The organism is Nitrosomonas cryotolerans ATCC 49181, from assembly GCF_900143275.1.
Classification (GTDB): Bacteria; Pseudomonadota; Gammaproteobacteria; order Burkholderiales; family Nitrosomonadaceae; genus Nitrosomonas; species Nitrosomonas cryotolerans.
Genome location: NZ_FSRO01000001.1, coordinates 337,313 through 351,170, shown reverse-complemented (window position 1 = coordinate 351,170; position 13,858 = coordinate 337,313). Strand labels below are relative to the sequence as shown.

Genomic DNA, 13,858 nt, shown 5'->3' with positions numbered 1-13,858 from the left:
GGATTCTTTCTTTATAGTCAGTTTATCCTGAACCAAGGCACTTGCATCAAATAAGATCCCATACCTGTCTTTTCAGGATATAAAGCATAAGATAATCGAAATATTCTCTGTATTCAGGATATTGAAATAAAATTAGACTATCGTCTCAGCATAGATAAAATTTATACATAACTGGTTTTATGGGTGGCTTGATATTTTTAAGTTATCAATTTTATGAGCCATACATAAGCAATAAGCATAAAAATATTTAAGGCACAGTTATGCGGATAGACTTTTGCAAAAGCCCTCGCCATAAGTTTTAGGCTATTGATTATAAATAATTAATTTTTAAACTGTTGGGGTTTTGCAAAGGTCTCGCGGAGATTTTTATAATGAGCACGGTTATTTTGGAGCTTGCATGTTAGAAATTCAACAATTACGTACTGATCTGGACAATGTCACCAGAAAGCTGGCTAAACGCGGTTACACCTTCCCTGCCGCAGCATTTAGTTCATTAGAAGCGGAACGAAAGACTATCCAGACATATACCCAGGAATTGCAGGCAAAACGTAATGCCGCATCAAAGCAGATTGGCCATGCCAAAAGCAAAGGTGAAGATACAACATCCATTCTGTTAGAAGTTGCGCATCTGGGTAATGAACTGAAACAATCCGAAATACAGCTTGAGCAGATTCAAATTCAATTACAGAAAATATTATTGGAAACGCCCAATCTGCCACATGATAGCGTTCCAGAAGGAAAAAACGAAACCAGTAACCAGGAGATACGTCGCTGGGAAAGTCCACGCGAGTTTTCCTTTGAAGTGAAAGATCACGTCAGCATTGGTGAAGGTCTAGGCTTACTAGATTTTGAAACCGCCGCCAAACTAAGTGGGGCGCGCTTTAATTTGATGAGAGGCAAACTCGCACGCTTGCATCGTGCATTAGCACAATTCATGCTGGACATACATACACAAGAGCACGGCTATACCGAAGTATATGTACCGTATCTCATTAATAGCGAGAGCCTACGTGGCACCGGGCAGTTACCAAAATTTGAGGAGGACTTATTCTCGGTTTATACCGGTGGGAAAGGTGATTCTGTAACACAAGGGCTTGACACAAGCACATCTGAACAAAACAATCAGCTTGGTAAGTCACCTAACTTCTATCTTATTCCGACTGCGGAAGTACCCATCACAAATATGGTACGTGATGAAATTGTGGCAATCGAGCAGCTTCCCATGAAATTTGTTGCGAACACGCCCTGTTTCCGTTCTGAAGCGGGCAGCTATGGTCGAGACACGCGCGGTTTGATTCGGCAGCACCAGTTTGACAAAGTGGAATTAGTACACATCGTGCATCCTCAGCAATCCTATGAAGCATTGGAACAGTTAGTGAGTCATGCAGAAAAAATTTTACAAAAGCTTGTATTACCTTATCGTGTAATGACGTTATGCACCGGTGATATGGGTTTTTCGGCTGCCAAAACTTACGACATAGAAGTATGGCTGCCTGCGCAAAATACTTACCGAGAAATATCTTCATGCAGTAATTGTGAAGCATTCCAGGCACGACGTATGCAAGCCCGCTTTCGTAATGAAGCGGGAAAACCAGCGTTACTGCATACGCTCAATGGCTCAGGGTTAGCTGTAGGACGAACTCTGGTTGCCATTCTTGAAAACTATCAAAACGCCGATGGCAGTGTTTCCATCCCGGAAATCTTACAACCCTATATGAATGGCCTTGACCAACTTACTGTATCAGGTAGAGAATGAGCATAGTGATATAAATATATCTTTATTTAATGGAGCTTCTCATCATGCAAAATAAAAACAGTAACGCAGCTGGCCACAATATCGATATGGCTACACTCGAAACTGAAATACGTCATGCTGTTGCAGAAGGCACTCATATTCAGGAGACTGTACAACACCTGACACTCAAAGCAATGAATGCAGATAGCCTTGATTTCGAATCCTTACGCCGCATCGTAACAGCTGTTATGCAAGGAGCACATCAAGGTGTAAACCAACAATTACAACAGACAACCAATCAAACACAAACAGCAAAAACACAAATCACTGAAACCATTACCGGGTTGGATTCAGCACTAGCAAAGTTTGCAGAGGCCTCTAAACTCGCCGTAGAAGAAGCAGCGAGCCGCGCACAAAAATACTCTGACCAAGAGCTGACTCGTACGCGCACTGACCTGGAAAGCCTGGAGGGTTTATTACTTGAGACCTTACAAGACGCGGCTACAGCTACCAAAGGCTTAGTTTCAGACACACTACATGATTTTATTAATCATGCTAAACGCAATGGAACAGCAGTCGGCGAGCAGCTCAAAGAAACCCTGGCAATCTTTGCTCAGCAGACGGCATCAATCGGCCATGATCAGCTTGACGTTGGTACACATTTAGCTCATACAACAGCAAACCTGATTCGTGAAATTGCCAGCGGCATACTGACAGGTATCAAAGATCAGCATAAGTCGGGTGAAACTAAAAAAGATGCCTGATTGATGCGATCAGATTACTGGGAATGCTCCTCGCCACCCAGTACATCAATCATATCGGGCAATAACTGTGTTATTTCTCCCGTCATGATTGCAAAATCGCTATCAAATAGTTCTGCTGTCGTATCTGTTGGTTCCTTAAGAATATCAAGCGGTGCGATCCGTTTGAATTGAAGGTTATCATGCAAAATAAATGAGATCTTATTTCGCCAGGTCATGGCAAGTTTAGTCACTTGTTTGCCTGTCTTGACATGCTTGGCGATATCTTCTGAATCCAGAACATGGCGGATATAATTCACTGTTGCTTTTTCATCGTCCATCCCGCGTAACTCACAATCACGATCGATAGAAAAAGCTGCCAATTCATTATCTCCGGACAACCATTCAGTCATAGCTGATGATGGAGAGATCTTTGTCTTAAGTGGAGTAAGTCCGATGCTATCAATAGATTTAAGTAGCATTTCGATTAACTCATCTGCTTTAGCTGTACTTGGCGTATCAATAATGAAACATCCATCTGTCGGATTAATCCAGGCATAAGATTTATGACGTAAAGTAAATGCACGGGGTAATAAATCAAGCAAAATAGCTTCCTTGATATCTTTTATTTGCTTTCGTCCTGGTTTATATCCTTGTTGCTGTTCTATTTCGACGATACGCTCTTTTGCAAACTGGTTAATCACTGCTGCCGGAAGTAGTTTTTTTTCAACACCAAAAGCAATCAGCATATGCTGCCCAAATACATGCACAAAACTTTCTCCATCCTCTCTAGGTGAAACCCATCCACGGCTTTGCATCTCCGTACGTAAGCAGCCTTGCAGGGCATGCCTGGACAATGTCTCTTCAAGCATTGCTACCGTCATATTCCAGTTCGTCATGCGATAAACTTGTAAATTTCTAAACCACATATATTTTATTTGACTATTCTATTAATAAATTGATAGATATACTAAACAACCTAGGTGATATAAGTATTATCCTGAAATTAGAAAATTTATTCATCATTCTGAAACAATATTTAGACGTTATATGTTATATCAGTAATAAATATCTCGCTTCTTGCTTAAGAAAAAGCGATTGATTTCTCCGGCTATAACTGGTGCTATAAAATTTCTATTCTATCAACCCAACATATTAATCAGGCTAGCAAGATAACCGATCTAACCGGCCTCAGATACGCTTCTCATTAGATAACACTGCTGTCAAAGAAAACTAAAATCATATGAAAAAAGCTTATTCTGCTAACAATCTGATGGAAGCGCAAATTATCATTGACCTTCTAGAACACGCATATATTTCAGCAAAATTACTTAATGAACATGCACAGGGCGGGCTGGGTGACATTCCATTTACCCAAGCCTATCCAGAAGTATGGATTGTCCGCGATGAAGACTTCGCACGAGGACAAGCAATCATCCATACTTATGAAAACACACCTATTGTAACTGATATCGTACACTGCCTCGCTTGTGGCGAAGAAAATCCGCATAACTTTCAATTATGCTGGAAATGTGGTGCCGGACTTGAAATTATTTCCTGCCGGACCAAAACGTCGAAATAACGTTAACCCGAATATTTTATCCATCACCATCGGTTTTCTCTATTTCGATGATCACAAATTTATCTTTTCTCACTTTATAAACATATGCTGCCAACTATTGAGCAACGTCTTGCCTCGGAACTTGCTGTGGAATCAAGGCAAGTCATAGCAACCATTAATTTGTTAGATGATGGCGCTACCGTTCCCTTCATCGCCCGCTATCGTAAAGAAGTAACGGGTGGACTCAATGACTGTCAACTGCGCTTACTAGCAGAGCGGCTACACTACTTACGTGATCTCGATAAGCGACGCGCTTCTATTATTATCGCTATTGAGAAGCAAAATAAAATGACTCCGAGCTTATTGAATGCGCTCATGCATGCTGAAAATAAAATACACCTGGAAGATTTATATCTTCCTTATCGCACCAAACGTCGTACTAAAGCGCAAATTGCACAAGAAGCGGGTCTTCAACCCCTCGCTGAGAAACTATTATGCAACCCCATGCTTCAACCCGAAAAAGTAGCCATTAGCTTCTTAAAAGAACCTTTTACAACTGATCAAGGTAACAATCCCGGAATAAAAGATAGTAAGGAAGCGCTCGATGGCGCACGCCAGATCTTGATGGAAAACTTTTCTGAAGACGCCGTACTACTTCAATTACTACGAGAATATATCTTTCTGCACGGCATCATCACATCCAAAGTTATTGAAAAGAAGAAAGCTATTGGTATCAAATTTTCTGATTATTTTAATTATTCTGAATCTGTTCGTAGCATTCCTTCACACCGTATCTTAGCCCTTTTCCGTGGTCGTCGAGAAAAAATACTCACTCTTTCCATTCACCTTGATTCTGAAACAAGAAAACCAGAATGGGATACACCACATAATCCCTGTGAGTTGCTTATCGCTAAACAATTGGGTATCAAAAATCACAATCGACCAGCAGATCAATGGCTGAGCGAGACGATTCGCTTTACCTGGCGTACAAAAATCCTTCCACATTTAGAAACCGATCTTATGAATGCGCTGCGTGAGCGGGCTGAAGATGAAGCCGTCAATATTTTTGCGCGTAATTTGAAAGCATTGTTACTCGCTTCTCCTGCCGGGCCACACGTCACTATTGGACTTGATCCGGGGCTACGCACGGGAGTGAAAATTGTAATCGTCGACGCAACCGGTAAAATTATAGAAACTGCCGTCATCTATCCTCACCCACCCAGAAATGATTGGGATGATTCTTTATCTATTTTGAAGAAACTCGTCGAAAAGCATCGGGTAACATTGGCCGCTATTGGTAATGGGACTGCATCACGTGAAACAGACAGGTTAATAAAGGATTTAATTAAACAATACCCTGAGTTGAAGCTGACCTCAGTCATCGTATCAGAGGCAGGGGCCTCAGTTTATTCCGCGTCCCAGCTGGCTTCTCTTGAAATGCCAGATATCGATGTGTCATTGCGCGGCGCAGCATCTATTGCTCGCCGCTTACAAGACCCATTAGCTGAATTAGTTAAAATAGATCCTAAATCAATCGGTATTGGTCAATACCAGCACGATATTGACCAAAACAAACTAGCACGTTCATTAGATGCTGTTGTTGAAGATTGTGTCAATGCTGTGGGCGTAGATGTGAATACCGCTTCATCAGCATTACTTAAGCGCGTATCAGGCCTCGGTAGCAAAGTAGCTCAAAATATTGTTACCCATCGTGATGCAGAAGGAATGTTTGTCTCGCGTACCGCTTTGCTCAAGGTGCCACACTTAGGTGAAAAAACTTTTGAGCAGGCAGCCGGATTTTTACGCATCATGAATGGAAATAATCCGCTGGATAGCACTGCAGTACACCCAGAATCATATCCACTGGTCAATAAAATTCTGGTCAGTCTTAAATCAGACATCCAAACACTCATGGGTAACATTCATTTATTAAAATCACTCAGCCCCTCTCATTATATCGACAAGAAATATGGCGTACCCACCATTAGTGATATTCTCAAAGAACTTGAAAAACCAGGTCGAGATCCCCGCCCTGCTTTTATTAATACAATCTTTAAAGCAGGTGTGGAAGAACTCACAGATTTACACCCCAATATGATACTCGATGGCGTCGTCACCAATGTCGCAGCATTTGGTGTGTTTGTCGATATAGGAGTGCACCAGGACGGGCTCGTTCATATTTCCGCACTCGCAGATACTTTTGTGAAGGACCCTTCCACCATAGTCGAAGTTGGACAGGTAGTTAAAGTCAAGATATTAGCTATAGACTTAAAACGTAAGCGGATTACATTAACTATGCGCTTAACTGACACGGCTTTATCTAATCATTAGCTGTGGTGAAAATAGTCTTAATCATAATGCGAGACTTTTGCAAAAGTCCTCGATAGAAGATTTATACTATTGATTATAAAGGGTTAATTTTTCAACTATTGGGGTTTTGCAAAGGTCTCAATGCATTCATGGCTGAGAAAGAATAAGCTGTCCCTAGCACATTAACAACGCCACTTGTAAAACCAGATACTGAAAAACAAGTGCAGAATCGATAGATTATTATTTACGTTTATCTACTGCTGGTGGAATAAACAAAGCGGGTAACGGTCTTTTGTGACGGCCATATCGAGTCGTATTCATAATTTTCTTCTCCATATCTGACTGATTCGATTCCGTTGATATTGTATTTTTTACTAATGGAACATAAGGTTGCGTAAATAATGGATCTTCCTGTGCGCTCAGATACCTCGCGCGAGGCTGCTGTGTTTTATTCACATTAGAACGCACAGCTGAACGTGTTTCATCACCATGTCTACTCGTGCGAATCTTTTTTTGTATTATTTTATTCCGTTCATGCGGTGGTTTATCTGCATGAGAATTCCCTGCAGACGGGACTAGATTGCGTGAATTTTTCTGTTCAAACCCATCAATTGTTTCTACTGAAAGTTTTATTTTTAGCAACTTCTCAATACCGATCAATAATTGATTTTCTTCCTCGCTTACCAAAGAAATAGCATTTCCTTTAGTACCAGCACGCCCCGTGCGCCCAATCCTGTGAACATAATCCTCTGGATTATTCGGCAATTCAAAATTAATGACATGTGATAAATCTTCTATATCTAAGCCGCGAGCAGCAATATCAGTAGCAACCAAGATTCGTACTATACCCTGCTTGAAATCGGCCAACGCCTGAGTACGTTGAAGTTGGTTTTTATCCCCATGAATTGCCGTTGCATTGACTCCATTCCGGTCTAATTGCTGAACCAATCGATTTGCTCCATGTTTAGTGCGCACAAACACGAGCACCTGTTGCAGATCACGTTGCTTAATTAATTGTACTAATAGTTCACGCTTACATTCCTGATTAACCGGATATACTGTATGTGTTATCAATTCACTCACCGTATTCCGCTTTGCGACCTCTATCAAAACTGGCTGCCGCAACAGTTTATCTGCAAGCTTCTTAATTTCGTCTGAGAAAGTAGCCGAAAACATTAGATTCTGACGCTGCTCAGGCAATTGCTGGAATATCCGTTTGACATCAGGAAGAAAACCCATATCCAGCATACGATCAGCTTCATCAATGATTAACATATCAACTTTTGCAAGATTTAATGTCTTTTGCTCAATATGATCCAACAGACGTCCCGGCGTGGCCACTAAAATTTCCACACCGGCACGAATTTCTTCAATTTGCTGATCCATATTAACGCCACCATAGATTACCGCAGATCTGAGGGTTAGATATTTACCGTAAATTCTAACGCTCTCATATACCTGTGCCGCTAACTCTCTTGTAGGAACAAGAATCAATGCACGAGTAGAATGCCGAGCTGGTGACATGCTCGTATTAGCATGAGACTGAAGTCGCCGCAACATAGGTAATGTAAAGCCCGCTGTTTTACCTGTGCCTGTTTGCGCACCACCCATAATATCCTTACCTGCAAGTATCGCTGGGATGGCTTGTGTTTGAATTGGAGTAGGTTCTGTATAACCCTGTTCCGAGATAGCTCTTAAAATTTCGGTCGATAAACCGAGTTGCTCAAATAGCATTTATGCTGCTCCTAAACCACTTAACAAAATTTACTAGCAGTAGTTTAGATAGAGATTGATAGTTTCAAAAACTGCATATAAATTACGTTTATTTATACTAAAAATTAAGGCCGCTATGAATAACTTTATTCAATACCGGTTGATAACAAATAATGAAATATAAAAGATAGAAAATATATCCATCATTGTGTTAATAGAGGGGATAAGTTTATCTATGTTAGTTTTCTCATAAAAAAATCATTTGAGAAAACTACTAGTTCTTCGATTAAATTCATCTTATACAAAATATTAACATTCTGGAGTGTATTACCACTCCAGAATGTATCGCCACATCTTTTCTCTTTTGTTACAGCTCATTTATAGACAGAAAACATGAACTGAATAGCTGAGTAAGTTGTTATCACTCATCATTCAAACGACAAGAGGAGTGAAGCATTTACTCATCATCATCTTCATCTTCTTCCTCATCATCATCCTCGTCGTCGTCATCCTCTTCCTCGACTTCTTCCTGCTTCAAGACTAACTTACCCGCTGCCAGACTCGCATTCAAGTCAGTCATAGGTGCTTCTTCATGAACCAGGTTTTGATGACAATCTATACATGTCGCACCTTCAGTTTCCATCTTTTTATGAGCGGCTTGTGCATCTTCTCCCGGTGGGTCCGGATTTCGATGGCAATCACGGCAAGTCACACTATCCCATTTCTTCAGGTTCATGCGAGCATCATGCGCCATGATCAAACGACGTTCATTAAATTTTTCCAGCGTGGAATAATCGTTCATGAATTCCAAATACAGCTCGCGCGCGCCATCAACCGCATGAGTATATAGCGCAAGATGGAAATTCGAAAATCCCTGTGGAATATGACAATCCTTACAGCTTGGATTGACACCTAACGCGCCATAATGTGTCGATTCCTTCAGTTCCTCTTGCGGATACGTCATGGAGTGACAGCTGGTACAGAACTCTTCCGTAGAGAGAGCAGCCTCGCCTCCAAATACGACCGCGACCATGACTATTCCAAGCAGACCACCTGTAAGCAGCGTACCTATCGCGCCTTTTTGTAGTCCTGTCATCAGTCTTTTCCTTTCTTGTCGTCTTTGGCTACTTTGGTCTCAGCCTGGAATTCATCATGATATTTGAATTTTGGCTCACCCACAAATGTGCCATCCAGTTTGTAATGTTCATGCATGGCACCCACATCTTTAACCATTTTGTCAAAGTTAAATGTGTATTTTTCATCAACTTCAGGGGTGAACGGTGTATAAGGTGCTTTAGCGCCTTTCCATGGCGAACCTTCATAGTTCAAATGACAAGCATTGCAGCTTTCTTCAAAGTGAAAATCCTGTCCTTTGTCCGCCAGCTTCTTGCGAGGTGTTGTCTTACCCGATTTTTCAAATTGCTGACCACTCTTACGGTGATCACCGCGATACTTTCTACCAGGCCCATGACAGGATTCGCAGCCCACACCCGTCAACATTTTCTTGGGTGATGCAATCGTATACCCCCCTTTCTCGCCAAAGCCATCTACGTGACAACCGACGCAATCCTTATCTTTGGTATAGTCTTTGGCTGGATCAAGCTTTGCCTTGATCTTGGCTTCTTCTCGGGTATTCGGTTTGAGTGATTCCATTGCTTTGGCATGGGCAGTATCTTTCCATGATTTAGCTTGAGCTTTATGGCAGGAACTACATTTCTTGCGTCCTTCAAATGTATCAGCAGCTACGTTTCCGGAAAAAAAGGTCAACATGGCTAACAGAGCAAATACATAGGTGATTGGGTGTTTCATCCTTCCTCCTTTATAACTTTTTTATCGTTCAAATTATTTGCCAGGTATTCTACGCTATCATTAAGTGGTGTAAATGGACAAGATCACGATTGTGTCCTTTTTTTGTAACGAACTGCTTTATTTTTCGTACGTGTCTGCCCATTGTTTACTGCTTTTGCCCCGATGGGATTTGATACACCCAATAACCACCATGCTGATAAATCAGTTGCGCCGCTTCGAGTTCCAGCGGTGGCTTGTTACTGGTAAATGGCAACATCTGCGCGAGCAAGGTCTGGCTACTCGCTTTATCGCTGAGAAAATAGGCTCTGATCTCATTGTCTGATAGCGATTGCAGCGTGTATGTTTCGTAATTATTTTCTTTCAGATACACCTTCATATGATTGATCAACCCATGCATGTTGCCTGTCAACGGAAAACTTTTATAAGCAATACCGAAATTATCCGGTTGCATCAATCCCAGTTTATAAAGATCCGTGACGTGTACAATGAGATAGGCTTCACGTGGGGAACCGATCAATTCCCGCAGCATGGCAACACCTTTTTCCGGGGTTGCTACCAGTGCTTCACTAAAGCGCTGAAAATCATCCTGTTCTTGTTGAGTAGCGGTATCCTGCCAGAATTTATTTTCGTATGCGCGGATGGCTTCCTGCTGATCTCGCCAGCTTTCCGGGATGATCAGTGGTTCACCCAGATGACTGGTAAAAAAAGTATCCCGTTCAGACAAGAGCTTTATCTGGCGCGAAGTATCCCACCAAGCCAGTATGATTGCCTCGGGCGATGCATGCTTGGCAATCGCATCAGCTAAGACACTGAGTTCAGATGGCTTCTGATCAATTGAGATCAATTGCTCGCTGAGACGGTTTTCCCAGTTGATGAGTACCGGCGAGTCATTTTCACGTCGAGCAAGGTATGCCAGAGCAACGGGTTTATCTATGCCCGCTACCTGTACCTCATATTTACTGAGTGCCAGATCTGGCCAGGAATCAAGCTCCAGCTCACTAAACTGACGTACATCTCCTTCTGCTACCAAATGATACTCATAAGGCGCTGGTACCGGACTAAACCAGAGATAAGCAAACCAGCCAAGTAGAATCAAACCTCCCATCACCAGGAGTATACCCAGTGACGGGAGCAGCTTACTTCCCGGTCGCGTCACGCCAGTGGAGCGACCGGATGTGTTGAAGGAGGTCAACCTTCGATCTTCTTACGTTTACGCCAGCCTGCTAATGCAAGCGTCCCAGCCAGCAACATACCACCACCGAGTCCTCCCAATGAGATTTTCTCAGCCGTGCTGTCCAGATCGAGGAGACTGGTACGTTTGCTTTCAAGCTTCTGTACACGTTCCTGTAATGCCATCATTTCACGGAACTTTGTATTTTCGTCCTGAATTTCAACGTATGAACGGTTCATCGGACCCCAACCTTCAGTATAGGTCCAGCCACCTGGGTTGACGTGTGCCAAGCCCACATGCATTTTCGCCAGCTGATTCTCACCCATTTCAAGTATCTTCAGTTCGAGTGAAGCTGGGTTATTCCCTTTCGACCAGAACAACTGTGAGAATTGCGCAAACCCGGGTTTTTCCGGTGCAGGTGGTGCAGGACGATTAGTCTTCTGACCCGTTAGCAGACCATCGTTGTAAAGCGTTTCTACAATTTCATGGGCTTCCTGGTATTTAGCCAGTCCTTGTAGGGTACCCTTGTCCATGAGCTCCAGATAAGAACGTGCCAGACGCTCAGAGTGACATTGCGTACAAGTTACGACCCATGAGTCCAATCTTCCTTCAGACCATTCGCTGGTAATGTTTTCTGCAATACCCGGTACAAATGGGTAATTTGCCCAACGAATCTTCCTGACCATATTATGCGTGTATTCACCTTCATATTCCATATGGCAGCCAGCACAAGTGGGCGCATTCTGTCCACCTTTTGCATAGGCATCTTTCAACTGCACATCCCAGTTCCATTTATTACCCAGCATCGATACCATTTTTCCATGTTTGGACATGGAATAGGCTTCCCAGTTGTTGTGATCAACACCGCTGTGACAGGTAGCGCAAGCTTCCGGTTTACGTGATTCTGCCGCTGAGAATTCATGGCGGGTATGACATGAGTCACATTTGTTTTGATTGGTATGACACATGGAGCAACCTTCGGCTACTTCCCGTTGTGGCATTGCTGCCCAGACAGTCGTTTCTACGTTGGCTTTATAGTCCAGCGCATGAGATGGACGTCCTGCAGGCCATTGGTCATGCGGCCAGATAAGTGTATCCCGCTCAGATTCCCGTTCAGCAAATTCCTGCAGGTGACAGACACCACAGACATCTGCTGTCGGCATAATCAGGTCTTTGCTGTGATCGGCCTTCTTCTTAGCGTTAATATCCACGTGGCAATCAATACATCCGACTTCTTTCAGATTCTCTTTCTCGCCCAACTTGCCCATGGAGCGCAGATTCTTTTCTACACCTTCCAGTTTGGCTTTCTTGTAATAGGTCGGATCACTTGGCTTAAGATCCCGTATCTTGTCCAGGTTAGCATGGGTGCTTCGTTTCCAAGCCTGTACCCAAACCGGTGATTCGTCTGTATGGCATTCTACGCATTCACTCCGTCCGGCTACTTCTTTCATTGAGCTGGGAGGAGTATAAAAAGTTGCCGGATCCAGATATATACCATAAGGAATGGGTTCCCAATATTCAGCCATGGTCCCTCTTCCAGCACCCTGAGCAGGATCTTTATAGCGCTTTACCAACGCCTCGTGCATTTGTTTGGGTGTAACCGTATTACGATCCAGCTTCAGTGCTTCATAGGTTTCATCCGGAACGCTTGGTATGCTCGCGTGCGCTGCTGCTACCAGCAGTCCGCTACAGACAAGCGATACTATTTTTAGCCAAGACTTGGCAACCATATCTCTCTCTCCTTTATTGTTCCAAAATTACTGCTTACATTATTACAAAATAGTTTTTTGCTTTTATTATTCCCTGTGTGCAAGAATTTTGCTCGCACATTCCTCTATCCAGCACGTTTTATTCTCTAGACAAGAGGACCGCCTAGCCTACTGAGTCCATACTTCACTGTCAAGAATTTTTGGCTAGGCAAATTAATACATCACTAAAATGTCAAAAAAATCAGGATTTATTATTTAATGCTTATAAGAAAACCTACTCAGGATTATTCTTACGACGCAGGAAATAAAATGCAGCACCGCCTGTCACAATTAACAAAATAGCAATTTCCATCATACCAAAGCCACCACCGTGCCCACCATGCCCACCACCTCCAACGTGTAAAGGGATGCGAACTGCTGTACTTACATTGCCAGCGTCATCTTTTTTTTCCAGTAAGACCGCATACTGGCCAAGCTCCTTTAGTTCTGCTGCGACGACAATAATTCCGGATCTATGAACTTCCGCTGGCATATACACAATCCCCTGCTCTTTTGCAGCATGGCCATCATGATCCACGCCTTCATGCGCACTATGATCGGCCTCTTCACTTTCATTCTCTCCTTTGCCAGAAGTAGCAACGTCATCATGGTTCCCGCTCTCATGCCCTTCTTTTATCAAACGTACTGCAAGTGGTATTTCACGAGCCGCATAATCAGATAATTCTACAGTTAAGTTCACCTTTCCCACACCGGGTAAATGATCGCAATATGAATGCATAGGCGGAATATCCCCTTCAGGTACCTCATAAGCACTGAATGTTACTGAGAAATCTCCCGTATCTATCACACAACCACCGCCTCCATGGTGTCCCTCATGCGCGAGCATTAATTGCGCATATGATGGTAGCGCCAATAACGATACCAAAACAGCCCCGCTTATCTTTGCAACCCATCCACCCTTTGACACTTCCTTCATAATTTCTCCAATTTATAACCTGTGAGCTAATTCATACCTGCTCAGCAATCCTGTCCGAACAATTCAGCCCAAGATTGTATACCAAATAAATCCAAATATTAATCGAATTAAAAACATTCAATTCTGACACCTTA

At 42.8% G+C, this 13,858-nt stretch carries 11 protein-coding genes; 4 read left to right on the top strand and 7 right to left on the bottom strand.

Features of this window, described 5'->3' with window-relative positions:
* Positions 1-397 precede the first annotated feature (397 nt).
* Both serS and BUQ89_RS01480 read left to right on the top strand, forming a co-directional pair.
* Positions 398-1,756 (top strand): serine--tRNA ligase, encoded by a 1,359-nt coding sequence (gene serS / locus BUQ89_RS01485; RefSeq protein WP_028462061.1) that lies wholly within the window; start codon positions 398-400, stop codon positions 1,754-1,756.
* Between the two features lie 44 nt (positions 1,757-1,800).
* Complete coding sequence (locus BUQ89_RS01480; RefSeq protein ID WP_036573537.1) at positions 1,801-2,499, top strand: DUF6781 family protein; 699 nt, start codon at positions 1,801-1,803, stop codon at positions 2,497-2,499.
* A gap of 14 nt (positions 2,500-2,513) precedes the next feature.
* Here the strand turns inward: BUQ89_RS01480 and BUQ89_RS01475 are convergent, their stop codons facing one another.
* Positions 2,514-3,404 carry a recombination-associated protein RdgC gene (locus tag BUQ89_RS01475; protein ID WP_028462063.1) on the bottom strand — a complete coding sequence of 297 codons (891 nt, stop codon included), beginning with the start codon at positions 3,402-3,404 and terminating at the stop codon, positions 2,514-2,516.
* Between the two features lie 314 nt (positions 3,405-3,718).
* On the opposite strand from BUQ89_RS01475, the gene BUQ89_RS01470 reads away from it, so the two are divergent.
* Complete coding sequence (locus BUQ89_RS01470; RefSeq protein WP_028462064.1) at positions 3,719-4,057, top strand: putative signal transducing protein; 339 nt, start codon at positions 3,719-3,721, stop codon at positions 4,055-4,057.
* Between the two features lie 84 nt (positions 4,058-4,141).
* Positions 4,142-6,367 carry a Tex family protein gene (locus BUQ89_RS01465; protein ID WP_083399549.1) on the top strand — a complete coding sequence of 742 codons (2,226 nt, stop codon included), beginning with the start codon at positions 4,142-4,144 and terminating at the stop codon, positions 6,365-6,367.
* Positions 6,368-6,586: 219 nt separating this feature from the next.
* Here BUQ89_RS01465 and BUQ89_RS01460 read toward each other — a convergent pair whose 3' ends face one another.
* From BUQ89_RS01460 to BUQ89_RS01435, 6 genes are all read right to left on the bottom strand, one after another.
* Positions 6,587-8,080, bottom strand: a complete 1,494-nt coding sequence (locus BUQ89_RS01460; RefSeq protein WP_028462065.1) for a DEAD/DEAH box helicase — start codon at positions 8,078-8,080, stop codon at positions 6,587-6,589.
* A 436-nt stretch (positions 8,081-8,516) separates the two neighbouring features.
* The gene (locus BUQ89_RS01455; RefSeq protein ID WP_074202462.1) at positions 8,517-9,155 is read right to left on the bottom strand and encodes a NapC/NirT family cytochrome c; all 639 of its coding nucleotides are present in this window, start codon (positions 9,153-9,155) and stop codon (positions 8,517-8,519) included.
* Entirely contained in the window at positions 9,155-9,868 is a 714-nt protein-coding gene (cycA, locus tag BUQ89_RS01450) for a cytochrome c-550 CycA (protein ID WP_074202461.1), read from the bottom strand. Before cycA ends, BUQ89_RS01455 begins: the two co-directional genes overlap by 1 nt.
* 145 nt (positions 9,869-10,013) lie before the next feature.
* Positions 10,014-11,060 (bottom strand): hydroxylamine oxidation protein HaoB, encoded by a 1,047-nt coding sequence (gene haoB / locus BUQ89_RS01445; RefSeq protein ID WP_074202460.1) that lies wholly within the window; start codon positions 11,058-11,060, stop codon positions 10,014-10,016.
* Complete coding sequence (locus BUQ89_RS01440) at positions 11,057-12,769, bottom strand: multiheme c-type cytochrome (protein WP_074202459.1); 1,713 nt, start codon at positions 12,767-12,769, stop codon at positions 11,057-11,059. The genes haoB and BUQ89_RS01440 overlap by 4 nt, the downstream gene beginning before the upstream one ends.
* Positions 12,770-13,022: 253 nt before the next feature.
* On the bottom strand, positions 13,023-13,724 hold the full coding sequence (locus BUQ89_RS01435; protein WP_028461603.1) for a hypothetical protein: 702 nt from the start codon (positions 13,722-13,724) through the stop codon (positions 13,023-13,025).
* Positions 13,725-13,858: the final 134 nt, after the last annotated feature.

Excerpts from the sequence above, each read along its gene's own strand:
- BUQ89_RS01480 (WP_036573537.1), top strand. The coding sequence starts at position 1,801 with ATGCAAAATAAAAACAGTAACGCAGCTGGCCACAATATCGATATGGCT.
- BUQ89_RS01465 (WP_083399549.1), top strand. The coding sequence starts at position 4,142 with ATGCTGCCAACTATTGAGCAACGTCTTGCCTCGGAACTTGCTGTGGAA.
- BUQ89_RS01475 (WP_028462063.1), bottom strand. The coding sequence starts at position 3,404 with ATGTGGTTTAGAAATTTACAAGTTTATCGCATGACGAACTGGAATATG.
- serS (WP_028462061.1), top strand. The coding sequence starts at position 398 with ATGTTAGAAATTCAACAATTACGTACTGATCTGGACAATGTCACCAGA.
- cycA (WP_074202461.1), bottom strand. The coding sequence starts at position 9,868 with ATGAAACACCCAATCACCTATGTATTTGCTCTGTTAGCCATGTTGACC.
- BUQ89_RS01470 (WP_028462064.1), top strand. The coding sequence starts at position 3,719 with ATGAAAAAAGCTTATTCTGCTAACAATCTGATGGAAGCGCAAATTATC.
- BUQ89_RS01440 (WP_074202459.1), bottom strand. The coding sequence starts at position 12,769 with ATGGTTGCCAAGTCTTGGCTAAAAATAGTATCGCTTGTCTGTAGCGGA.
- BUQ89_RS01435 (WP_028461603.1), bottom strand. The coding sequence starts at position 13,724 with ATGAAGGAAGTGTCAAAGGGTGGATGGGTTGCAAAGATAAGCGGGGCT.
- BUQ89_RS01455 (WP_074202462.1), bottom strand. The coding sequence starts at position 9,155 with ATGACAGGACTACAAAAAGGCGCGATAGGTACGCTGCTTACAGGTGGT.
- BUQ89_RS01460 (WP_028462065.1), bottom strand. The coding sequence starts at position 8,080 with ATGCTATTTGAGCAACTCGGTTTATCGACCGAAATTTTAAGAGCTATC.